We start from the raw sequence: 21,940 nt of genomic DNA on the forward strand, positions 1-21,940 counted from the left end.
CGCGAGTCCGGCGGACTTCAACATCCAGCTGGCCGACTGGCTCACCAAGGCCAACCGGCGGATCCACCGGACGCTGCAGGCGAGGCCGTCGGACCGGCTGGAAGCCGACCGCTCCCGCATGCTCCAGCTGCCGCCGATCTCGCCGCCGGGCTGGGGGAAGGCATCGCTGCGGTTGCCGCGGGATCACTACGTCCGCCTCGACACCTGCGGCTACTCAGTCCACCCGCTGGCCATCGGCCGCCGTTCCTCGCCCGGCACGACGGCATCCGCGACATGCTCCCCGAACCGCTGCAGAGCTGGAAGTTCATCGTCCCGCCCCAGCCGGACACCGGCGCCTTCCCCGCCTACGGCGACGCCGACCTCGTCCTGACCAGCCCCTACATCGACCTCAACGTCCTCTCCGTCGACCCGGCCACCGTCCTGGTCAACGCCGACTGCACCGGCCTGATCAAGACCCTCGAAGCCGAGCACTTCACCGTCGTCCCCGTACGGCACCGCCACCGCCGGCTCTTCGGCGGCGGCTTCCACTGCTTCACCCTCGACACCCGCCGAGACGGCACGTGCGAGGACTACCTCACGTGAACCGTCCCGTCCTGCTCCTGGAGGCGGCCGGCCCCGAGTCCGGGCACCTGGCCCGGACCGCGGCCGCCTCCGGCCACCCCGTCACCACCGCCCAGGCCCTGACCGGTTACAGCCCCGCCCTGCGCGGCCTGCTGACCGGCACCCTCACCACCGACCTGGGCAACCCGCAGCAGGCCCTCGCCGACACCGTCGCCTACGCCCGCCGCATCAACGCCGCCGCCGTCCTGACCACCAACGAGTACCTCACCCCGCTGGCCGCCCACACCTGCGCCCTCATGGACCTGCCCGGCAACGACCCCGTCCGCGCACACGCCGCCCGCGACAAGGCCGCCATGGCCGACGCCTTCACCGCCGCAGGCGTCACCGCGCCCCGCACCCACACCATCGCCACCCCGGCCGTGCTCCGCACCCGGTTCCTGCGGCCCGGCATGCGGCTCCCCGTCATCGTCAAACCGGCCGACGCCGCCGGCTCCCAGGGCGTCACTGTCCTCGCCCGCCTCCACGACGCCGACACCGCCTGGCAGACGGCCCACACCGCGCCGGGCATGTACGCGGCCACGGCAGGACGTACGGTGCTGCTCCAGCAGTACATCCCGGGCCGCGAGTACAGCGTGGAGTCGTTCACCCAGCACGGGCGGACCACCCACCTGGCCATCACCACCAAGACCACCACCCGCGGCGCGCACCGGGTCGAACTCGCCCACACCCTGCCGACCCAGCTCCCGCCCGCGGCGGAACAGGCCATTTACCGGGAGGTGACGAGGGCGGTCCGCGCCGTCGGCATCCGCAACGGCGCCTCCCACACCGAGGTCATCGTCACCCCTACGGGCCGTCCGTACGTCATCGAGACCGCAGCACGCATCGGCGCCGGCCACATCGGCGACCTCCTCCACCACGCCCTGGGCATCAACCCCTGGACGGCCCTCCTCGACATCGCCCTCGGCCGCCCCGCCCGGCTCACCCCCGCCCGCCGCCACCACGCCACCGCCCAGTTCCTCACCAGCCCGGCCGCCGGGCGCCTCACCGCCGTCACCGGCCTGCCCCGACCAGGCCCGGACACCCCCCTCGTCCGGCTCCGCGCCCGCCCCGGCGACACGGTCGGACCCGCCCACACCAACGCCGGACGGCTCGGCAGTTTCATCGTCGTCAGCCCCGACGCCCGCACCACCCAGGCCCGCGTCGCCCAGCTGCTCGACGACATCGACGTCCACGTCGAACCGCAGCCCGCCTGACCGCACATTGAAGGGGGCGCCACCCAGACCTGGGTGGCGCCCCCTTCGATGTGTCCGTGCTCAGATCAGGGCGGCGAGTTCCTCGGCGACCGCCCCGTACGAGTCCTCGACTCCGGCCTCGTTGCCCAGCCGGTGCCGCTCCAGCCGCAGCGCGCCGAGGTGACGCACCTCGTACACGTGCCGCCGCCACGCGCCGGCCTCGGTCTCCTCCGGGCGGCCGTAGGAGTCGAAGAACGCCAGGCGGGCGTCCTGCTTGGCCCGGGCCATCCGCATCGTCCAGTCCGCCTCCGGATCCCCCCACCAGGTGCGGTCCATGTCCAGGACACCGCAGATCGTGGGGACCGGGGCGGCCGCGAGCATCGTGTTCACCGTCCAGAGGTCTCCGGTCAGCAGCCGCGGCACCGCGACCTCGTCGAGGACCTGCGCGCCGGCCTGGGCGGCGTCGGCCGCCTTGCGCAGGTCGGCCGCGTCCAGGCCGCAGCTCTCGACGTCCTGGGCGATCAGGCGCAGGGACGTGACGACGGCCTCGCTCCAACGCGCGTGCCCGGGGCCCGTGACCGGGCCGAACCACGGTCCGTCGACGGCGTGCACGGCAGCCGTGATCTCTCCCAGCTGCCGGAAGAACGCCCCGTGCGTCTCCTTCGGGTAGGACCCGAGGAGTTCCGGCGCCGGGGTGCCGGGCAGGAAGGACTGGATCATCCAGTCCCGGCCGATGACGGCCTGGGTGAAGTCGGCCGCCAGGACCCGCGGCATGAGGTCGGCGATCGGGGCGAGCCACGGCACCGACGCGTACTCCGCGCGCATCAGCTCCTGCTCGGAGTGGAACTGCCTGTCCGGTTCGGGTGCCACCCGCAGGACGACCGGCTCCTCGCGGCCGGCCAGGTCGATGCGGTAGGTGGTGTTGTACATGCCGCCGCCCAGCTCCGTCGCGGAACGGACGTCGGTGCCGGGCCCGAAGGCGCGCCGGGCGACGGCCAGGATCTGGCGTTCGGTCAGGCCCTGCTGAAAGGCGTTGGCGGACCGCTCGATGACGTGGAGTTCCACGGGACTTCCTTCCGGGCTGTGAGGACTTCGGGGAACTGGGCTGGAGTCTGCTGGTCAGGTCCTGCGGTTGCGGGGCCGGCCGTTGCGTTCCAGCACGACACCGAGCTGCGAGGGCTGCATCGCGGCGGCGATGCCGATGGCCCGGCGGTTGGCGTTCGGGCTGGTGGCGTCAGCCGCGGCGATGTGGCGCTCGCGGGACAGCGTCAGGTGGGCGATGAGCCGACTGAGCAGGCTAGTAGAGGCGATGAGCTCGTCGAAGTCCTCGGCCTTGGGGTCGATGACGGCACGGCTGTTCGTGAGGCCGTCGTACAGGGCGAGGGCGACGTCCTCGGGAAGGTCGACGGTCTGAGACCCGCCGGAGACGCCGGGCAGGTCGAAGGTGATCCGCATGGTCAGGAATCCTCCACGAAAGTTGAGTGTACGAAAAGCTACACCCGTAGGAATTCATACACAAGGGGGCGGGGAGTCGGCCATTCCACGACCAACGCCGGTGTTCGATCCCGGTGAACAGCGAACGCGCGGTCCGCCTCCAGGACCATGGCCGCGAACCCGGTGACACGCGGGCAGAGCCACTGCTCCCGCGAGTGGTTCTCCCACCACTCCGTACTGTCGTCGGCCAGCATCAGCAGCACGTCCGGGAGCGTGTCGACGAGGTCCTCCCACTGCTCGTCGAACGGGTGCCCCTCATGACCGCAGCCCTGCCCCACGCGTTCCCGGCGCACGGCCCGCGCCGCATCGGCCACCACGAGCGGCACGTCCCCGCCGGCCAGTTCGGTGTACGGCAGCATCAGGACAAACCCGAACACCCGCTGATACGCGAGCTCCCCGCCGGGATCGTCCGCCAGTGCCCGTGCGCACTCCAGGACGACCTGGTCCTGGACGTCGTCGGGACCGTAGTGGTCCTGTCCGGTCTCGCTCCAGGAGCGGACCAGTTGTTCGTACGTCAGTCGTTCCTCAGCCGTGTCAGGGAGTCTCGGGCCGTGGCCGCGACGAACGCCGGACACAGGGCGGTGTCGAGGGGTGGGGCCCAGGGCTCGGGCCACTTCTCGTACACCGCGCGGCCGCGGGCGCTCGCCAGGTGCATGCCCACCCACAGGGTCTCGGTGGTGTCGCTCGGAAGGTCCGGGTGCGCGCCATGGGGGCAGTGCCCGTCGTCGAGGGGGCCGATCGCGCGCTCGAAGGCGTCCGCCAGCTCGTCGACGAGCTCCTGCGCGTCGGCGTCGTCCGCCTCGGCCTCGATGTACCACGCGACGGCGGTGGCCACGAAGACCCGGCCGGCCAGCTCGTCGTCCGCCGCCTCCTGCAGCGCGGAGGCCGCGAAGGAGAGGTCCCAGGCCACGTCGAAAGTCCTGGCAAGTGGGTAGCCCTCCATGATCGCGGTGAGCCCCTCCAGTTGGTACCGGTCCTCGAACGGCAGGAACGGCGGTACGTCGCCGGCCGAGCCGGGGCGCAGCGACTCCATCACCACGCGCGCGTGCCCGGCGACGTTGCGCGGGCACAGCCATGCGTCGCGCGGTCTGAGGTCCGTCCAGGGCCGCTCGTCGTCGGCGAGCTCCCGCAGGACGTCCGCCATGTTCCCGAGCTCCGCCTCCAAGTTGCCCTGAAAGGGGTGGTCCTGGTGCGTGCAGGGCGCGTCCCGCAGCGCCCGGTCGACGGCCTGCGCCGCGCCGAACACCGCCTCGACGTCACCGTCCTCCGGTTTCCTTGTAGCCAGGTACGGAAGCGCGAGCACCAGACCCAGCGTCCAGCTGTAGGCGAGCGGCCCGCGCGGATCGGCGGCCAGTTCACGGGCGCACTCGACGACGAGCCGCTCGTACGTCTGCGGTTCGTGGTCGACGTACTCCCTCATCTCGTCCCAGGCGTCGACCAGTGCGTCCGCCCGCTCAGCGGAAGATCGATCCGTCATCGTCATCCTCGTCGTCCATCTCCTCGTACCGCTCGTCCATCGCGACGATCGGGTACCGCGCCCAGCCGGCGAGCAGGCTCGAGCACGAGCGGCTCGGCCTCTGCCGGATCGGTGCGGGCGTCGGTCCGGGACCGCTGCGCGTAGAGCTCGGCCGTGCGGGCATCAGGTATGACGATCATGCCCGGTACGACGTGTGGCGAGGCTCCAGAGGTTCCTGGGGTCCGTGACTTTAAGTACGGCTACCTGCACGGGCCGGGGTTGGGGACCGGGAGGGCTGGAGCGCCTTCACGACCGGGTTCGTCGGCTGGAGCGTGTATGGCGTGGGCCGGGCAGCCACCGCCCCCCGCAGGTCCGCCCCGACGGGCGTCCCCACCGCCCGTCGGCAAACGCCCAGGTCACAAGCCTGACGTTGTTGGCTGACCGGCCATCACGGCCCCACCATGGCGCAGCCGGCAAGTGCGCAGCATTCAGGCAGACCGCTCGCCCGGATCATGATCACGCTGGTACCGTCGCTCCTGGGCGGGAGCCTGGGACCGCAGGTCCCCCCACGGCGTTGATTCCGTCCCTTGTCCGGCGCCGGGGTGCCGGGCAGGAAGGACTGGATCATCCAGTCCCGGCCGATGACAGCCTGGGTGAAGTCGACTGCCAGGACCCGCGGCATCAGTTCGGCGATCGGGGCGAGCCACGGCACCGACGCGTACTCCGCGCGCATCAGCTCCCGTTCGGAGCGGAACTGGCCCGCTTCGGGGCCACCCGCAGGACGACCGGCTCCCCGCGTTCGGCGAGGGCGATGCGGTAGGTGGTGTTGTACATGCCGCCGCCCAGCTCCCTCGCGGCACGTACTTCGGCGCCCGGGCCGAAGGCGCGCCGGGCGACCGCCAGGATCTGGCGCTCGGTCAGACCCTGCTGGAAGGCGTTGGCGGACCGCTCGATGACGTGAGTTCCACGGGACTTCCTTCCGGCCTGTGAGGACTCGTTTCAATGAAGACCAGTCACAGGGTGCCGGGCTCCAGGTACGCCGATACGCGCTCCGCCGTGTAGGTGCCGTCCGGCAGCATGGCGTCGGTCAACTCGAACTGCTCCGTCTTTCCTGCGGGGCCGGTCCAGGTGACCCGGATGCCGGCGGGGCGGCTGCTGGGCAGGTGCACAGGCTGGCCGTCGGCGGCCCGGGCTCCGAGCAGGGTGTAGATGCGAACCGGCCGCACGGCCTCGCCGGCCCCGATGGCCGGGGCCGCGCCGGGGCCGGCCTGGTTCCGGCGCCGGCGGATCCAGCCCCAGGCTGTGGCCCCGGCCAGCAGCGTGAGGCCGCCCAGGGTCTCCGCGGTCCAGCCGGTGAGCACGTCGGTGAGCATGGTGGTGTCCTTGTCTCTGTGTGATGACGGGCGGAGCATGAAGAGCCGCGCACTGACGTCGCGTCCCGGGCGGCACAGTGCGGGTTCGGGGGGTTAGCCACGCAACCCCCTTCAGCTCCACGCCATTTGAGCGGACGAGCTCCGAGGCGACCCGGCTGAGGTAGGGGGGCTCTAAAGGGGCGCCACCGATACGTCATGGGGTAGCCCTTTGGCTTCAATTCCGCGGGGAGTCACCGGATGAGGGTGAAAGCTCGGTCATAGCCCGGAGAGGCGTCGGTACCTTCCCTGGCATGTCCACTGACACCCCGAGCGCGGCCGATCAGCTGCTGCTCGACCACGCGCACCGCCACGGCTTCACCGTGACCGCGAAGATGCTGGAGGTCTGGAGGAGCCGCCGCCTGCTGCCCGGCAATGTCCCCAGCGGAGGCCTGGGCCGCGGCAAGGGCAGCACCTACACCCCGGCGCCCGATAGCTTCGACCTCGTCCTCGGCCTCGCCCGTCACGCCGGCCGCGGCAAGCGCCCGACCGACGTGGCACTGCTCCTGTTCGACGGAGAGCTCCCCGTACCCGAGCAGACGGTACGGGCCGCCTTCACCGCCGCGGTGGACACCCTCACCGTCCCCGGCGACGACGACCCGGACACCGACCCGGACCAACGGCTCGACGACCTCGCCGACCACATCGCCGACGCCCGCCTGACCGTGACCCTGGTCCCCGCCCGGGCCCGGCGCATCGACGAAGGCATCGCCCGCCTCGCCCGCGCCGCCGGACACGCCTGGCCCCCGCCCGAGCTCACGGCCCTCGACAAGAACCCCGGCACGCCGACCGCCACACCCAAGGACGCCGCACTGGCCGCGGCCGCCGCCACCATCAACGGGACGATGTCCCTGGAGGACATCGGCGACCTGCTGCGCGCGATGAACCCCACCGCGACGGCCAACCCGATCGCGTCCCTGGTCGAGACCACCCGTAACGACGTTCCCGAGTTCGCCGACGCGGTCCTCACCGAGGACAACCATCTGGCTCTCGGCCCCGTGCGCGATGCCCGCGACCATCTGCGCGACCTGGCCGCCACCGCTCCGCTCCAGGACCTGGCGCGGACCTGGAAGACCGCCGCCGGCGTACGGCAGTGGGCCCTGGACCTGTGCGACCGGGTCGAGGAGGAACTCGCCGCCGGGCAGCTGGGCGAGGCGGCCCTGGAGTGGATGAACGGCCGCTACGCGATGGCCGGCCTGGCCGTGCTCAGCACCCTGAAGGAGCGCGACCGGCCACCCGCCCAGCACGCCCTCGACACCCTGGTGCTGCTCTACCAGCACGGGGAGTTCCACCGGCTCGACCAGCGCATTCCCGGCTGCCAGTGGCACCTCCTCGCCACCGACGGGCTGATGCCGCCACCCGTCCGCGAGCAGCTCCAGGACCTCATCAGCCGGGACGCGCCCCTTGCCGGGTAGGGGGCGATGTCAGACCGGCCTCGTAGCGTCGACGGCGAGGCCCCGGACCGGACGGGGCCCCGGAGGACCGAAGGAGCGGGCCATGGGCGAGATCAGCATCGAGCGACAGCACCTTGACCACCTGCTGGCCGACAGCGCGAGCACGTACGGAGCCCCCTACCAGCGGGCCTTCGCCCAGCTCGCCGCAGCGCACCGAGGCCGGCCCGTCACCGAGATCCTCCCGCTGCTGCGCCGCGCCGCCGACGAGGCGCTGCTCGGCTTCACGGACGCGGACCTCCGGGAACAGGCGCAGGCGATCAGCACGGGCGAGCCGTACGTCCTGCGCGTCACGGTGGCCTGACCACGGCTGTGCCCGTCAGACCTCCCACCACGCGGCGGTCAGGCCTTGCGCCGGTCGCGGCCGGTTTGGGCGAGAGCGTCGGCGAGCTGGTCGTGGTTCATGGACGAGCGGCCCGGGATGCCGGCCGCGGCCGCCTTCTCGTACAGCTCCGCCTTCGTCAGCGCCATCAGCTCCCGGCCCTTGGCCGCCGGCCCGGAGCGCGCCCGCTTCTTCGCGGTCGGCGCCTTCTTGCCGCCGGCCGCCCGGGCGCCGGGGGAGGCGGCCTTCTCGCCGGTGTCCTTGGGACTCCTGGCCCGCTCGACGCTGGCGCGCAGGACCTCCATGAGGTCGACGGCGCCGGTGGGCTCCGCCGCCGGTTCGGCCTTCTCCACGGTCTCCCCGGCAGCCTTCGCCTTCACCAGGGCCTCGACCTTCTGGCGGAAGGAGTCGTGGAACGACTCCGGGTCCCACTCCATGGCCAGGGCGTCGATCAGCTGCATGGCCATCTTCACCTCAGCCGCCGTCGCCTCGACCTTCCCCGGCAGGTCGGGCACCTCGGCGTGCGGATCGCGCAGCTCGTCGGCCCAGTGCAGCGTGTGGAGCGTGAGCAGGCCCTCCGCCTCCTCCGCCTTCAAGGGGCGACCAGGTACTCGCGCCCGCGCATCACGAACGTGGCGATGCCGGCCTTGTTCGACTCGGCCAGGGCGCGCTCCAGGAGGGCATAGACCTTCCCGTACTGGGCTCCCCGGGGTCCGAGGAAGTACGTCTTGTCGAAGAAGACCGGGTCGACGGTGTCCAGGTCGACGAAGCCGACGACGTCGATAGAACGGGACCGGCCGGGAGCGATCTCGTCGAGCTCCTGCGGCTCGACGATCACGTACTCGCCGCCGGTGTCGTAGCCCTTCACGATGTCCGCGAGGTCCACCTCGTCGCCGGTGCGTTCGTTCACGCGCCGGTTGCGGATTCGGTCCGCCGTCCCGCGTTGTAGCTGGTGGAAGCGGATCGTGTGGCTGTCGGTGGCCGTGTAGAGGCCGATGGGCAGGCTGACGAGCCCGAACCCCAAGACCCCGTCCACACCGGTCTGGCCATCGCCCGCACCACCCTTCACCGCGGGTCCACCTGGGCGTCTTCCCACCCTGCGCCCCATCACCCCCCACCGGCAACGGCAGCCCCGGCCGCCGAGCCGCCAGCCACCTTCCGGCGCGGCAGGGAAGCCCTCGACAGGCGTCAGGGCCCTTCCACCTCGCCGCGCTCCCGCGTCCAGGAGCGCATGGTGTGCTCGCCCTCGGGTCCCTCCTCGACCAGCACTGGTGGAGAGACGGTATTCCGAACCTGCGCTATTTCTGCTGCTGGGACTGACTCCATCGGGGCGGGGGCGCACTGCGTCGGGTCACTGTTCGACGGCATGGCCCTCGCCGCTGGGCGTCCGGTGAAGTGTCGAGGTGTAGTCCACTGCTCCCCGGCTCCATGCGTGGCGGAGTCCAGCAACGAGGCCCACAAGTACCGGACGGCACAATCGCCTTGCGGATGCGCCGGGGCGCTGCATCTGCTCGTCCCGGACGCCAAGCAGTCTCTCCCCGAAGACCCGGCGTGGCAGGCGCCGACGCGCCGGGCGGGCAGGATGGGTCCGGCATCGTCCTACGGGTCGGCAGAGGCAGTCGTCCGGGGAGGCGAAGGCACGCGAACGCAGGTCAGCGGCCCTTTACGCCGCTGCAGGGCCTTGATCGTGGGCTCTGGTGTTGTTCGGCTTTCAACGTGTATGTTGAGCGCCGCCAGCTCCCGGCGTCAGTGTGAGAACCCCACTTCACCGCACCAAGTTGGGGCCACCTCTCGCTTGCCACTGGAGCAATCCATGACTGTGCCCACCCCTGCGCCCGGCTACCCGCAGCAGCTCGACGCTGCTCCCGCCCCCACAGCACCGGGAGCCCACCCTCCCTTTGCTCCGCGGCCGGAGGCCGGCCCCGGCAAGGTCGATGGGCAGCTCAACGCCAAGCAGAAGACCGTCCTCGGGTGCGGAGGCATGGTTGCCTTCTTCCTGATAGCCGCGGTGGTCGCTGCTGCTGTGTCACCCTCCGAGGCCAAGTCGGCCGAGGCCAAGCCCACTCCCACCGTCACCGTCACTGTTACCGCAACCGTCACGGTCACCGCACCTCCGCCCGTGGCGGTCAAGGCCCCCGAGCCGTCGCCCTCGCCGACGCAGGAAACAGCGCCGCAGACGGCGCAAGTCCCTGACATGACCGGTAAGTCCGGTGACCTGCTCGTGGAAGCCCTCAAGACGGCAGGCTTCGCTGACGGTTACAAGGCCACCTCGTTCCACGACGTCAGCGGCCAGGGCCGCACGGTACTGCTCCTGACCAACTGGAAGATCTGCGAGCAGGACCCGAAGAACAAGGCCGTCCCCGTCACCGAAAAGATCTCCGTAGGCGTGGTCAAGTTCGGTGAGGCCTGCCCTTAACCACCACAGCTGAACCGCCCGGCCGAGCCACCTGCACGGCGCCGCGGCCACCCCGCACCGGGGCGGCCGCGGCGATGTTCGCCGAATGCCAGCTGTGCGGATTCCGGCTCAGCGGCCATGCCGCGCCTGGACTCTCTGCTCACAAGGGAGGCCGCAGCCCCGGCGGTCGGGCGGAACAGTCCCACCGCCGGAGCCACCAAGAGCGTTCGATGAAGCCAGGGGCGCAGGTGCGGGCGAGATGAGCGGCGCTGCTCGACCACCCGGGCCTTCCAGCGCGCCGCAACCAGGCTCCCTCGGCTCCCGTCGGGCCATCGGCAACCAGCCCCCGCAACCGCGAAATCGACGGGACCGGACCGCCTCGAGGCCGGGCTAGAACACTGCACCCCGGCTCCGCCCTGCGTCGTCCCTGTGGCCGCCGCTCACGACGAGACCCTCGCGCTACGGACGACCTGACCTCCACCCGCCCTAGCGACGCGCAGGGACGGGCCCGTCGCTCGACAGGCCTTCTCGGAGGCTCACCTTCTACACGGTCGAGTGCCCCCGGTCGACCTCGGCCTGGCTCCTGAGGCTTCCGATTCGGCGATCCGGCGATCCATCTTCTTGTCCTGGGCGTACTTGCGGTACCGGTTCACCCCGTACGCCACCCCCGTCGCCGCAGCGGCGAGGGCCGCGTACGTGACCGCCTCCTTGTGCCCCTGCGTCCGGTAGTGCTCCCTCAGAGCGTCAGGGCCCGGCTTCCTGAGTCAGCCTCGTCCAGACATTGCCCATGCGCCCACTCCCCAACTTCTGCCGCGCCTGCTCAGGCTGCGGCACCCCGCCATCGGTTGGATGCTATCGGCCTGCGCTGCCCCTCTGACAGCAACTTCACCAACCGGGGCGCCCACAGGCAAAAACCCCGCCGACAGACCTGCCCGACGGCCGGTCGGCGCCGCTCACCATCACCCAGCTCGACTACCTCCTGGGCGGGAGGTCGAACCAGACGAGGGTGGTCCTCGGCACCACCGCGACCGGTGTCAGGGACGTTGGCGACACCCTCCGTACGTTCGCCGGGCGTATCCCCGACTGGACCCTGCCGCCCGTCGGCAAGCCCAGTGCCTACAAGCAGGAGCTGACGGGCGGCCGCCCCCGGGAGCGACGGGTCGTCATCAGCGACTTCGCCCGCTACCCGGACGCCCGCCCCGAGGCTCCCCGGCAGGCGGTCGACCAGGCCGAGACAATGCTGCCCACCACATCCGGCGTGACACGCGCCGTGGTTGTCGTGACCGACCCCAACCAGCTCGGACTGTGGCGCCCCCTACTGACGGGCACCGAACCCACCTCGGCCGCTCCCGTCGTTTTGCGCCGGCACGACCGCGGCAGCCTGCGCGGCTGGGCCCAGCGCGTGGAGAAGTTCCACACGGAGGACCGCCTGGACCGACTCCACGAGCTCACAGGAGGCTGGCCGATCCTGGTCGATAGGGCGCACCACCTCCACGGCGAACTCAGCGACCCGGACGCGGCCCTGCATCGCCTGGCCGGCCTGCGTGGGGACCGGGTCGCCGCCCGATCCTTCGTCGAGGCGACCGGGGCGTTCGCGGACCCTTTGCTCGCGACCGGCTACCGGGCCCTCGACGAGGAGTTCAAAGAGACCCCGTTCGACCTGGAGAGCGCGGTGGCCGCCGTAGCGCTCCGGATCGAGGACGAGGACGAGGCCCGCTGGGTCGTCACCTGCCTCGACGCCCTCCAGGTCCTTGATCGGCAGGAGAACCACCTGCTGCGCCTGGAACCCCTGCTCAGGGAGTGCGTGGCGCTGCTCGACTGACACCGATGCACGACCTCGCCCCGGCCGCCCGGTGGGGGCGAGGTTCGGCCTCGGGACTCGTGGGTCACACGTTGAGGTGTCGCGTTTTCCAGCTCGAACGCCATTGACGCTTGAGGAACACCGTTATGCCGATGCCGAGTCCCACGGCGACGGCGGCACCGCAGCCCTGGAGCGGGCGCCATAGTTACCAAGCCAGCGACCGCACCGCGCAGCGGCTGCTCGCCGCAGCACGGCCAGCACGCGGCACGTTAAGAACGCAGCGGTGGAACGCTGCCCGCCCGGGCTCCACCGGCCGCGGGCACGAACCAGCGCCGGGGGCCCCGCCCGTCTGGAAGCCTGACCTACATGCCCACCCACCGCATGACCGAACTCCCCGCCGAAGCCCTCGCCCTCATCACCGAACGCACCGGCCCCGTCCTCAAGTACGAGACCGCCGGAAGCGGCCTGAACTCCGAGATCGCCGCCCACGTCCGCACCGCCGACACCACCCTGTTCGTCAAGGGTCTGCGGACCGGGCATCCGCGGATCTGGACGCAGGCGCGCGAAGCCGCCATCAACCCGTACGTGGCCGGGATCGCCCCCGCGCTGCTGTGGCGGGCCGAAGGCCACGGCTGGGACCTGCTGGCCTTCGAAGACGCCGACGGCCGCCATGCCGACTACACCCCCGGTTCCCCGGACCTCCCGCACGTCGCCGACAGCCTCGCCCGACTGTCGCAGCTCACGGTCCCCGACGGGGTGACCGTGCGGACCATGCCGGACCGCATGCGTGAGCACACCCCCGACCCGGCTCTGTTCGACGGCCACGCGCTGCTGCACACGGACTGGTTTCCCACGAACATCCTGATCACCGGCGACGGCGTACGCGTCGTGGACTGGGCGTGGGTATCCCGCGGTGCAGCCTGGATCGACGCCGCCTTGTGGGCGGTATGGCTCGTCCGCTCCGGCCACAGCACCGAGCAGGCCCACCAGTGGGCCGCCCGCATCCCGGCCTACGCCACCGCCCCGCCGGCCGCCGTCGCGGCCTTCGCCGACGCCACCGTCAGCGTGTGGGAACAGATCACCGACAGTGACGCCGAGCCCTGGACCCTCGACATGCTCGCTGCCGCCCGCACCTGGCAGGCCAGCCGGTGAACGCCTGACCGCGGCGTCGCCGGGCACAAACTCCGGCGGGCCAGGCCGGGAGTCGGAGGCAGTGGGCGAGATGCTCCAGTGGGACTGTAAATCGTTCGGTGTAACTCCCGATCAAGGAAGATGCACCGATGAGCAGCGAGAACGTAACCGAGGCCGAGATCGTCGAGCCGTCTGAGCCGCAGCCGTCGAAGGCGGTGGATGACCGGCTGATCGATGAGCTGGTGTCCCGGGCTCAGGCCGAGGGCCTGCAGTTGAGGGGCGAGGGCGGGCTGCTCCAGCAGCTGACGAAGCGGCTGCTGAGTCCGCCCTGGAGGGCGAGATCGCCGACCATCTCGGCTATGACAAGCACGACCCGGCCGGGAAGAACGGCGGCAACTCCCGCAACGGAACCCGCGCGAAGACCGTGCTGACCGACGTCGGCCCGGTCGAGATATCAGTTCCCCGCGACCGGGACGGATCCTTCGAGCCGAGGATCGTCAAGAAGCGGCAGAAGCGCCTGACCGGTGTGGACGAGATGGTCATCTCGCTGTCCGCGAAGGGCCTGACGACCGGCGAGGTCCAGGCCCACCTGGCCGAGGTCTATGGCGCCGAGGTCTCCCGCCAGACGATCTCAACGATCACCGACAAGGTTCTGGACGGTATGGCCGAGTGGCAGAACCGGCCGCTCGACGCCGTCTATCCGGTGGTCTTCACCGACGCGATCCACGTGAAGATCCGCGACGGCGCGGTCGCCAACCGGCCGATCTACGTGGCCCTGGCCGTCACCACCGAAGGCCGCAGGGACATCCTCGGGCTGTGGGCCGGCGACGGCGGCGAGGGCGCCAAGCACTGGATGCACATCCTCACCGAGATCAAGAACCGCGGCGTGAACGACGTCCTCATGCTGGTCTGTGACGGTCTGAAAGGCCTGCCCGATGCGGTCGAGACGGTCTGGCCGCGGACGATCGTGCAGACCTGCGTGGTCCACTTGCTGCGGAACTCCTTCCGCTATGCCGCCCGCCAGGACTGGGACAAGATCGCCAGGCTGCTCAAGCCCATCTACACCGCGCCGACAGAAGAGGCCGCACTCGAGCGGTTCGCCGAGTTCGCAGACGTCTGGGGCCGGAAGTATCCGGCGATCGTCAGGCTCTGGGAGAACGCGTGGGAGGAGTTCACCCCCGTTCTTGCGGTTCGACACCGAGATCCGCCGCATCGTCTGCACGACCAATGCGATCGAGTCCGTGAACGCCCGCATCCGGCGAGCGGTCAAGGCCCGCGGGCACTTCCCGAACGAGACCGCTGCCCTGAAGTGCGTCTATATGGCGATCACGTCGCTCGACCCCACCGGCAAGGGACAGGCCCGCTGGACCATGCGCTGGAAGACCGCGCTGAACGCCTTCGACATCACCCTCGACGGCCAGCTCTCCGCAGCCCGTCAGTAACCTCAACCACCCTCGATACACCGTTCGATTGACAGACCCCCACTGGACAGCCCAGCCACCGCAACCGGAACCAGCCGCCGCAAGACGATCACGGTGCTCGCCCGTAGACGTTGAAGGCGCACCCCTCGGAGTCGTGCCCGAGCGCCTGCCGTAGGTTCCCGGCCATGGACACGAACACACAGCCCGATGCAATCGAGTTGATCCGGCTAGCCGACCTCACCCAGAGCATCAGCGTTCGTCTGCGCTTGACCGAGCCCACCCTCGAAAGCCTGGGCGTCCGGTACTACGACGCGGAGGCCGTCGTGACCAGCGGCTTCGTGAATGGGACGGTCTATCTCGGCTTCGACTCCGAGGACCTCAAAGACTGGGACCGGCTTCTGGACGCCATCGAAGAGGCCGAGCACGAGGCCGACCTCGACGACCCATTCACGGCGGACTGGCCCCGATCGGGTCGCACCGCCTACCTCCGATTCATTGCGGAAGACCCCTACGTGGTCGAAGTCCATGACGGGCCCAGTACCCAGATCGTCGTCTCGGTGCCGCTCGACATGGGCGCAAAGTGGGTAGCCGAGTCCAGGGAGCGTCTGGCGGCGGCCCGAGCCGCTCTCAGCGTTGGCACCGAGGATCACCATCACGCACGTCCCTGACCGCGAGCTCGCACTCCCGCACCACACTCCGACTGCTTGACAACGACGATTGGGAATCAGATGTGGCGGTCCGGGTCTGAGAAGGTGAGGCCGCCGGGGGCGAGCGGACGTCGGGCCGGGGCGGGTACGGGCTCGGTCTCGCCGGGCGGCTGGCGGAAGTCGGCGCCCTGCTCGACCGGCACCAGCTACCGCCCACCCGCCTGGGCGGGTATGGGAGCGTCGGAAGCGGGCTTGGAGAAGGCGGGCAGCGAGAGCGGTCGACGGTCGGTCGTGATCCCTGGTCTCCCAGGTCCGGCCCTGCGGGTAGAGCCAGGCCGCTATCAGCGGTGATAGTGCTCTGGCCCTGGCCAGCAGGGCCAGGCTGGTTGTTTCAGTTCACCAGAACAGAGCGGTTAAGACCGTGTCCTATGTGGTGAGGCGTCGTTGGCTTCGGTATGGGGCGGGGTACGTGGAGTTGGATTGTTCCGGACGGGCTGTGGGAGATCGCGAAGCCGCTGATCCCGCCGTCAAGGGTGCGGCCGCAGGGCGGCGGAACCCAGGACACGCCTGATGAGACGCTGTTCGCGGCGATCATCTACGTCCTGGTCAGCGGCTGTGCCTGGCGGGCACTACCGCCGTGTTTCGGAATATCGAAGTCGACAGCCCACCGCCGCTTCCTGATCTGGTCACGGGCCGGAGTCTGGGGCCGGCTGCACGAGGAGATCCTGCACCGGCTCGACGACGCCGGCCTGCTCGACCTGTCCCGCGCCGTCCTCGACTCCGCCCACGTACGGGCCAAAAAAGGGGCGAACTCACAGGCCCGAGTCCCGTGGACCGGGGCAAGCCGGGCTCCAAAATGCACGTCCTGTCGGACGCGGCCGGACTGCCCCTGGTCGTCGGCGTCTCGGCCGCCAACACTCATGACAGCCAGGCACTGAAGCCCATGGTGCTCGGTCACCAAACGAGACACGACCCCCACCGCGGCCGCCACTTCAAGCCCCAGCGCCTCCATGCCGACAAGGCATACGACATACCTGAACTGCGGAGATGGCTACGTGGGAAGCGGATCGGCGTCCGTATCGCGCGCAAAGGCATCGAGTCATCAGAACGGCTCGGGCGCCGCCGGTGGGTGATCGAACGGACCATGTCCTGGCTGACCGGCTACCGCAGACTCAACCACCGCTACGAACGCCATCCCCGCAACTACCTGGCTCGGTCTCGCCGCGGCCAGCTGCTGCTACAAGCGACTCGTCCGCCTCACCACATAGGACACGGTCTAAGACGGCTCGGTTAGTGCCTTTGAAGTGCGCCAAGATCGATACTCCCCTGATTGTGCTCCTCAGCATGTGAGAAGCCGGGATTGGCGTCGCCCGGGATCCTCGCCGACGCCCACGGCGTCGGCCCCGGGTCGACCAGGCCGCCGCCAAAACCCTCGCCCTCGCCCTCGCTCCCGCCCCGGGCCCGGGCCCGGCCGGGCCCGCTCCCGCGGCGCCGGCCGCCCCGAGCACCGGGCCCGCCGCCGCTGCGCCTGCTGCTGGGCCGCGGGCGGGGCAGGCCACCGCCCCGCAGGCCGCCACCGCAGCCCCCGCTGCTCCCGATCCGGCTCCGGCCCCGGCTGCGGCCTCGGAGCCGGTGGCGGTGAGTGCGGACACCCGCGCGTCGTGGGTGCCGCTGACCGAAGGCCTCACCGTTCCGAACGACCGCCCTTGAGCAGCTCGGCGTCAGCGGGGCGGGGAACAGCTGGCGGGTGAGCATCGCGAAGGACTACATCGGCTCCGAACGGGAGACCGCCCTGCTGGTGGCCCCGGACCTGGCCCAGTCGCTTCAGCCGCTGGTCGACACGGTCCACGCGTACAACGACTGGGCAGTGATCCGGAGTGGCACCCGCGAATGGCTGACCGGAGCAATCGTTGCGGAGGGGGTCTGTCAATCGGACGGTGTGTCGAGGGTGGTTGGGGTTACTGACGTGCTGCGGAGAGTCGGCCGTCGAAGGTGATGCCGAAGGGGGTCAAGGAGGTCTTCCAGCGCATGGTCCAGCGGGCCTCGGTCGATCATCGGACGTCCCGTTCGCCGGTGTGGGGGTGGTGTCGGATGTCGACGTCGCAGTCCGACGCCCCGGACAGGTCCCCACCCGCCGGCATATCGTCCGCCGGGCGGCGCTGGATCACAACTGGTACAGGCAGGGCGACGGGTGGCCATGGCCCACAGCGCACCACCGGTGTGGGCAACCCGGGCGCGGGGCGGGCAGGCAGGCCCCGGACAACACACCTGCCCGCCCGGACCCCGGTGGATCAGTTCGTCTCGTAGACGCCAAAGACATCGACGATCAGGTCGACGTCCTTCCAACCCTGGTTCCAGAAGTTGATGACGCCGTGGTCACCGTCGCTGGCCTGTGCGAGGTTCGAGGTGGTCTGACCCGCCCCCCAGTTCAGGGTGGAGGATCCGGGGCGCGGCGGTAGCGGTGCGCCGCCGTTCTGTGGCGGGAACGGGCTCGGGGCCACGGACAGGAACCCGGCCTCCGGTGTGTTGGTCACGGTGGCGTTCATGACGTACGCCTCGACGCCCGCGCGCTCGAACGCCTTCGAGAAGTAGCCCTGGGCCGGAAGCTTGCCGTCGCGCCACCGGCTCTGACGGGTGTCGATGATCCGGTCCCACCCGAGCAGGCAGTAGGCGGCCTTGCTGTCCTTGCTGTAGTAGCCGACGACATCGACCACCACGTCGGCCGGGGCCCAGGAGCCGTTGAAAAAGCTGATGGTGCCGTCGGCGCCGACGGGCACGATCACCGAGTTGGCAACCGTCTGGCCAGCGGTGAAGTTCAGGCTTGACGCGGTCGGAACCGGGCCGCCGCTGGGAAAGACGGACAGGTGTCCCGCTTCCCTGGGGTTGGTGATGGTCACGTTCAGCGCTACGGCGGTGACGCCCTGGGGGATGCCCTTGATGCCGCTGATCCGGGTGGAGAACGGCTTGCGCCCGGCGAGCTGGCCCCGGGTGGTACCGAGGCCCTCCCGGGTGTCGACGAAACGGGTCGGGTCCATCGTGGTGTAGCCGCTGGCGGGCGAGTGGGTGAAGTAGCCGGTGACGTCGGCGATCAGGTCGACGGAGCTCCAGCCGCCGTTGAACAGGTCCACCGCGCCGTCGGCGCCGACCGGGACAATGACCATGTTGGGGACGGACTGACCGGCGTCGTAGTTGAGGTTCGACGTCTGGGGGACCCCGGTGTCGTCGCCGTCCCACACCGTGACGTGACCGCCGGCGGTGGTGCTGGTGACGGTCACGTTGAGGGCGACCATCGCGACGTCAGCAGGGATATCGGCGACGCCGGCCACCTTCACGCGGGTGGTGCCGCGACCGGCGACCTTGCCCGCCTTCGTGCCCGTACCGTCACGGGTGTCCAGCAGCCGGGTCGGGGCGTGTGGAGTGAATTCGGCGCCGAGGGTGGTGTGCGTGAGCTCCTTGACGACCTGGACACCGTTGGCGGCGTCGGTCACCGTCACCTTGACCAGGTAGTCACCGACCTCGGAGTAGGTGTGCTTGTTGCGCACGTCTCCGGTGCCCTTGGTGGCCTGCTGGTCCGTCGTGCCGTCGCCCCAGTCGACGACGACGTCGAGCGTGACGTCCGCGCTCGTGATCTCGGACTTCATCTCAAGTCCGAGCGCAGTACGGGTGGAACCGCCGATCTGCAGCGCGAGATCCGGGTTGCCCGCGGCGGAGTCACCCTGCACCGAGCCGACCTTGGCCTTGTCGGCACGCGCACCTGCCGACGGCGTTTGATTCGTAGCCGGGCTCGGCGCGACGGGCCCGACCACGGGCCCCTCGGTCGCCGAGGCCGTGCCCGGGACGAAAGTGAGACCTGCTGCGACGAAGGCAGCGGAGATTGCGACTCGGCGATTGCGCACCGGCCCCCCATTTTTCTGTTTTGAACGCGATCGGAAAAGAGCATGATCAGCGTACACAGAGGCTTGGCGACAGCCGCTGCGAGGCACAGTGGTCGGGCCACCTCAGACAGCCAATTACGTGTAGGGAGCAGGAGCGCCCACGGTGAGCCCCAGGGAACTCGGCGACAACGACGAGCTTGGCTTACGCCTCCCGGCCGACACTTGGCGGCTGCGGCCGATTTCCGTCCAGGGTGACGGTGGTCGGCGTGCACGTGGCGTTCGCCGTGCTCATCGTGATCCTCACCTTCGGGTACATGATCAGCCGAGGGTTGGCCAAGTCGGGAAGCCGTGACCACTACGACGACTCCTGACCCGCGGCCGACGGACGCGGGCCTGTCGGCGGGCCGGGGTTCCTGGTGACGTTGGGGGGTCCGCAAACGGGTGATCCCAGGGCCGCTGCGGACTTCACCCGCCCGCTCGGCGGACCGAGCCCGCCCGGGGACCGCCGAGCACCTGGCCGCCCTGCCGGGGATCACCGTCCTCGACCTGGACCTGCCCGCCGCGCTCGCCGTGGCCCAGCAGGAGACCTGGGCGGCCGCCCACAGCCAGCACGCGGCGCAGCCGACGGCGGACCGGCCCGAGGGCGCGATCGTGGCCACCACGGTGCCGAAGCGCTGGGAGGGCCGGCCGGTCCGGATCCTGGACCTGACCCCGTGAGCGGCCACCAGGCCCGCTCGCCGCTGGAGACCTACGACGCGAACGTTGCGTCCGGTCTGGCGGCGGTTCGTCGGGAGCTCGCCGGGCTGGAGCGGGAGGTGGATGGACTCGGGGGCCGTTTCGAAGTCCTCAACCAGAGGATCGACCGCACCCAGGCCCAGATCATCGACCTGCTCACGCAGCTGGTCGGCCGGCGTCCCGACGCAGGCTGACCTTTCCCGGCCGGGGCGCCGCCGCTGTCGAGCCCGGCGCAATCCGTCGGTGCACCGGAACATCGGTCGGCGTCAGGCGGGCCGTGGCGGCCGCCGCGGATCGGACGCGCAGCGGACACAGGTGGTCGCGGCGGGACGGATCTCCAGGCGTTCGGGCGGAATCGCCCCGCCGCAGCCTTCGCACTGTCCGTACAGTCCCTGTTCGAGCCGTTCCAGCGCCCGGTCCAGTTCTTCCAGGTGTTCGCGCGCCCGCGCCAACAGGGCGGCCACGTGAGACCGCTCGAAGGCGGTGCTGCCTCCCTCGGGGTCGTGCTCGTCGTCGACCGCGACCAGGGCGTTCGCCGCGACGATCGCATCGAAGTCGCGGCTCAGCGCGGCCGCCCGAGCCAGGGTGTCGGCGCGGTCGGCCGCGAGGCGTGCGCGGGCGGTCGCGAAGGCGGACGGATCGTGCCGGTCGCGACCTGCCTCGGTCATGCTCGGGACAGCGCCTTCACCAGGTCGTCGCGGGTCATGTTCGAGCGGCCGGGGACGTTGGCGGCGGCCGCCTTCTGGTAGAGGTCTGCCTTCGACAGGTCGGTCAGGTCCTCCTTCGGGGCGGAGCGGATCCGCTTCTTTGCCGCCGGCTTCTTCCCGACCGCGGTCTTCCCAGAGACCGTGGCCTTCCCGCCCGTGGTCTTCGGGCTTCCGGCGCGCTCGACACTGGCGCGCAGGGCCTCCATGAGGTCGACGACGCCTGTCGGCTCTGCGGCGGGTTCGGCCTTCTCCATGGTCTCGCCAGCCTTCTTGGCCTCGATGAGGTCGGCGACCTTTTCCTGGAACGTGTCGTGGAACTCTTCGGGGTCCCAGATCATGCTCATGGCGCCGATGAGCTGCTCGGCCATCTTCAGCTCCTTGTCCGAAGCCTTCGCCTTCCCGGGCAGGGTGTCGATCTCCTTCTTCGGGTTCCGGATCTCATCCGCCCAGTGCAGGGTGAGGAGGCCGTTCTCGGCCTTGAGGGCGACCAGGTACTCGTGCTGGCGCATCACGAAGGTGGCGATGCCCGCCTTGCCTGCCTTGGCCAGGGCCTGCTCCAGCAGGCTGTAGACCTTCCCGAACTCCCCCGGGGCGGCGCCCCGGCGACGTGTGACGGCAGCCGGGCCTGCCCGCGGTCGACGGCGCCACGGGGGCCGGGAGCAGCCCGTCCGATGGCGGCTCCCCCGCAGTCTCCATTGCACCCCTTGCCTGCGTGCGGCCGGGCGTTGGCGCGCGGGACGAGGGGTGAAAGCCACCCGGACAGAGTGCTCTCCCCCGGCCGCTCGGAGCGATGCTCATCGGATGACCGACGTCCCCGCACCGTCTGCGGAACCCGCAGAGCGGCCGCCCTCGCGCACGGACGTGGCCTTGTCGTGCACGTCGGCGGGGAGATGAACATCGACCGCGCCCCGATGCTGCGCAGCGCCCTGCACACGGCGATCACTCAGCCCGGCGGGCCGGGCGAGATCGTCATCGACCTGACCGACCTCTCCTTCTGCGGCTCCGCCGGACTCAACGCCCTCATCCACGCCCGGCAGACCCAGCAACGGACCGCGGGCGGGGGTTGTCGAGCTGCTTGGCCGACGCCGCAGTGTGGGAGCACCAGACGGCGGGGCTGGGGCACTCGCGGCGCACAGTGGTACGCGGTGCGCTCCCTGCGATCCAGTCAGGCTGGGGACTATGTGTGAGGAATCTGTCGCTTTGGGTAGTCGCGCTGGCAGGGTGGGCGTGGATGTGTGGGCGTGCCCGGGGCTTCCGACCGCAGGGGCTGGGGCCGACCGTGCGTCGTCTGTTGCCCTCCGGC

General features: G+C 70.5%; 24 protein-coding genes and 3 pseudogenes. 15 read left to right on the top strand and 12 right to left on the bottom strand.

All coding sequences use genetic code 11. The features are described 5' to 3' along the window. Nucleotides 1-118: 118 nt before the first annotated feature. Genes IH80_RS47475 through IH80_RS0131870 form a run of 3 tightly spaced genes read left to right on the top strand, consistent with a single transcriptional unit; the run spans nucleotide 119 to nucleotide 1,814 of the window. Entirely contained in the window at nucleotides 119-370 is a 252-nt protein-coding gene (locus IH80_RS47475; protein ID WP_420708895.1) for a Mu transposase domain-containing protein, read from the top strand. Next, nucleotides 274-582 carry a hypothetical protein gene (locus IH80_RS0131865; RefSeq protein ID WP_030965100.1) on the top strand — a complete coding sequence of 103 codons (309 nt, stop codon included), beginning with the start codon at nucleotides 274-276 and terminating at the stop codon, nucleotides 580-582. Before IH80_RS47475 ends, IH80_RS0131865 begins: the two co-directional genes overlap by 97 nt. Then, nucleotides 579-1,814, top strand: a complete 1,236-nt coding sequence (locus tag IH80_RS0131870; protein ID WP_051810183.1) for an ATP-grasp domain-containing protein — start codon at nucleotides 579-581, stop codon at nucleotides 1,812-1,814. Before IH80_RS0131865 ends, IH80_RS0131870 begins: the two co-directional genes overlap by 4 nt. A gap of 60 nt (nucleotides 1,815-1,874) precedes the next feature. On the opposite strand, the gene IH80_RS0131875 is transcribed toward IH80_RS0131870, so the two are convergent. The 6 genes from IH80_RS0131875 to IH80_RS0131905 all read right to left on the bottom strand — a co-directional run bounded on the left by IH80_RS0131875 (nucleotide 1,875) and on the right by IH80_RS0131905 (nucleotide 6,116). Further along, complete coding sequence (locus IH80_RS0131875; protein WP_030965103.1) at nucleotides 1,875-2,858, bottom strand: phosphotransferase family protein; 984 nt, start codon at nucleotides 2,856-2,858, stop codon at nucleotides 1,875-1,877. Between the two features lie 54 nt (nucleotides 2,859-2,912). Then, on the bottom strand, nucleotides 2,913-3,248 hold the full coding sequence (locus IH80_RS0131880; RefSeq protein WP_030965104.1) for a hypothetical protein: 336 nt from the start codon (nucleotides 3,246-3,248) through the stop codon (nucleotides 2,913-2,915). 38 nt (nucleotides 3,249-3,286) lie between these two features. Next, nucleotides 3,287-3,862 carry a hypothetical protein gene (locus tag IH80_RS0131885; protein ID WP_030965106.1) on the bottom strand — a complete coding sequence of 192 codons (576 nt, stop codon included), beginning with the start codon at nucleotides 3,860-3,862 and terminating at the stop codon, nucleotides 3,287-3,289. Further along, nucleotides 3,802-4,764 carry a hypothetical protein gene (locus IH80_RS41140; RefSeq protein WP_158943704.1) on the bottom strand — a complete coding sequence of 321 codons (963 nt, stop codon included), beginning with the start codon at nucleotides 4,762-4,764 and terminating at the stop codon, nucleotides 3,802-3,804. The genes IH80_RS0131885 and IH80_RS41140 overlap by 61 nt, the downstream gene beginning before the upstream one ends. A 427-nt stretch (nucleotides 4,765-5,191) precedes the next feature. Continuing rightward, nucleotides 5,192-5,476, bottom strand: coding sequence for a hypothetical protein (locus IH80_RS44185; protein ID WP_030965108.1), 285 nt, complete (start codon nucleotides 5,474-5,476; stop codon nucleotides 5,192-5,194). 280 nt (nucleotides 5,477-5,756) lie between these two features. Next, nucleotides 5,757-6,116 carry a hypothetical protein gene (locus IH80_RS0131905; RefSeq protein WP_030965109.1) on the bottom strand — a complete coding sequence of 120 codons (360 nt, stop codon included), beginning with the start codon at nucleotides 6,114-6,116 and terminating at the stop codon, nucleotides 5,757-5,759. A gap of 290 nt (nucleotides 6,117-6,406) precedes the next feature. Between IH80_RS0131905 and IH80_RS0131910 the strand changes: the two genes are divergently transcribed. Beyond that, nucleotides 6,407-7,567, top strand: coding sequence for a hypothetical protein (locus IH80_RS0131910; RefSeq protein ID WP_051810184.1), 1,161 nt, complete (start codon nucleotides 6,407-6,409; stop codon nucleotides 7,565-7,567). Between the two features lie 82 nt (nucleotides 7,568-7,649). Then, nucleotides 7,650-7,907 carry a hypothetical protein gene (locus tag IH80_RS0131915; RefSeq protein WP_030965112.1) on the top strand — a complete coding sequence of 86 codons (258 nt, stop codon included), beginning with the start codon at nucleotides 7,650-7,652 and terminating at the stop codon, nucleotides 7,905-7,907. 38 nt (nucleotides 7,908-7,945) lie between these two features. Here IH80_RS0131915 and IH80_RS47230 read toward each other — a convergent pair whose 3' ends face one another. Next, a complete protein-coding gene (locus IH80_RS47230; RefSeq protein ID WP_324609439.1) occupies nucleotides 7,946-8,521 on the bottom strand; it encodes a hypothetical protein in 576 nt (191 codons plus the stop codon). Next, nucleotides 8,518-8,949, bottom strand: a complete 432-nt coding sequence (locus IH80_RS47235) for a Ku protein (protein WP_324609440.1) — start codon at nucleotides 8,947-8,949, stop codon at nucleotides 8,518-8,520. Before IH80_RS47235 ends, IH80_RS47230 begins: the two co-directional genes overlap by 4 nt. 789 nt (nucleotides 8,950-9,738) lie before the next feature. Here IH80_RS47235 and IH80_RS45045 point away from each other — a divergent pair. The 5 genes and pseudogenes from IH80_RS45045 to IH80_RS0131955 all read left to right on the top strand — a co-directional run bounded on the left by IH80_RS45045 (nucleotide 9,739) and on the right by IH80_RS0131955 (nucleotide 15,341). Next, nucleotides 9,739-10,341, top strand: a complete 603-nt coding sequence (locus IH80_RS45045; protein ID WP_158943706.1) for a hypothetical protein — start codon at nucleotides 9,739-9,741, stop codon at nucleotides 10,339-10,341. A 985-nt stretch (nucleotides 10,342-11,326) separates the two neighbouring features. Then, the gene (locus IH80_RS0131940; protein WP_030965114.1) at nucleotides 11,327-12,142 is read left to right on the top strand and encodes a hypothetical protein; all 816 of its coding nucleotides are present in this window, start codon (nucleotides 11,327-11,329) and stop codon (nucleotides 12,140-12,142) included. A 345-nt stretch (nucleotides 12,143-12,487) separates the two neighbouring features. Further along, nucleotides 12,488-13,273: a hypothetical protein gene (locus IH80_RS0131945; protein ID WP_030965115.1), complete on the top strand. Its 786-nt coding sequence runs from the start codon at nucleotides 12,488-12,490 to the stop codon at nucleotides 13,271-13,273. Nucleotides 13,274-13,401: 128 nt separating this feature from the next. Further along, a pseudogene (locus IH80_RS41155) lies at nucleotides 13,402-14,694 on the top strand (IS256 family transposase). 164 nt (nucleotides 14,695-14,858) lie between these two features. Beyond that, complete coding sequence (locus IH80_RS0131955; RefSeq protein WP_030965118.1) at nucleotides 14,859-15,341, top strand: DUF5959 family protein; 483 nt, start codon at nucleotides 14,859-14,861, stop codon at nucleotides 15,339-15,341. 56 nt (nucleotides 15,342-15,397) lie between these two features. On the opposite strand, the gene IH80_RS46990 is transcribed toward IH80_RS0131955, so the two are convergent. Next, complete coding sequence (locus tag IH80_RS46990) at nucleotides 15,398-15,523, bottom strand: hypothetical protein (RefSeq protein WP_267883536.1); 126 nt, start codon at nucleotides 15,521-15,523, stop codon at nucleotides 15,398-15,400. Between the two features lie 252 nt (nucleotides 15,524-15,775). Between IH80_RS46990 and IH80_RS44190 the strand changes: the two are divergent. Then, a pseudogene (locus tag IH80_RS44190) lies at nucleotides 15,776-16,588 on the top strand (IS5 family transposase). 479 nt (nucleotides 16,589-17,067) lie between these two features. Beyond that, a complete protein-coding gene (locus IH80_RS0131970; protein ID WP_030965120.1) occupies nucleotides 17,068-17,316 on the top strand; it encodes a hypothetical protein in 249 nt (82 codons plus the stop codon). A 295-nt stretch (nucleotides 17,317-17,611) separates the two neighbouring features. Here IH80_RS0131970 and IH80_RS0131975 read toward each other — a convergent pair whose 3' ends face one another. After that, on the bottom strand, nucleotides 17,612-19,042 hold the full coding sequence (locus IH80_RS0131975) for a PKD domain-containing protein (protein WP_030965121.1): 1,431 nt from the start codon (nucleotides 19,040-19,042) through the stop codon (nucleotides 17,612-17,614). 633 nt (nucleotides 19,043-19,675) lie between these two features. On the opposite strand from IH80_RS0131975, the pseudogene IH80_RS0131985 reads away from it, so the two are divergent. Together IH80_RS0131985 and IH80_RS0131990 are read left to right on the top strand one after the other, a co-directional pair. Further along, nucleotides 19,676-19,912: pseudogene (locus tag IH80_RS0131985) on the top strand (hypothetical protein); the annotation flags it as partial. Beyond that, entirely contained in the window at nucleotides 19,909-20,124 is a 216-nt protein-coding gene (locus IH80_RS0131990; protein WP_030965124.1) for a hypothetical protein, read from the top strand. The pseudogene IH80_RS0131985 and the gene IH80_RS0131990, both read left to right, overlap by 4 nt. A gap of 72 nt (nucleotides 20,125-20,196) precedes the next feature. Here the strand turns inward: IH80_RS0131990 and IH80_RS0131995 are convergent, their stop codons facing one another. Continuing rightward, nucleotides 20,197-20,598 carry a TraR/DksA family transcriptional regulator gene (locus IH80_RS0131995; RefSeq protein WP_030965126.1) on the bottom strand — a complete coding sequence of 134 codons (402 nt, stop codon included), beginning with the start codon at nucleotides 20,596-20,598 and terminating at the stop codon, nucleotides 20,197-20,199. After that, nucleotides 20,595-21,338, bottom strand: a complete 744-nt coding sequence (locus tag IH80_RS0132000) for a Ku protein (RefSeq protein ID WP_234432449.1) — start codon at nucleotides 21,336-21,338, stop codon at nucleotides 20,595-20,597. Before IH80_RS0132000 ends, IH80_RS0131995 begins: the two co-directional genes overlap by 4 nt. On the opposite strand from IH80_RS0132000, the gene IH80_RS46995 reads away from it, so the two are divergent. Further along, the gene (locus tag IH80_RS46995) at nucleotides 21,309-21,824 is read left to right on the top strand and encodes an STAS domain-containing protein (protein ID WP_107056948.1); all 516 of its coding nucleotides are present in this window, start codon (nucleotides 21,309-21,311) and stop codon (nucleotides 21,822-21,824) included. The genes IH80_RS0132000 and IH80_RS46995 overlap by 30 nt on opposite strands. Nucleotides 21,825-21,940: the final 116 nt, after the last annotated feature.

The sequence above is a fragment of the Streptomyces sp. NRRL S-378 genome, assembly GCF_000720645.1.
In the GTDB taxonomy this organism is placed as follows: Bacteria; Actinomycetota; Actinomycetes; order Streptomycetales; family Streptomycetaceae; genus Streptomyces.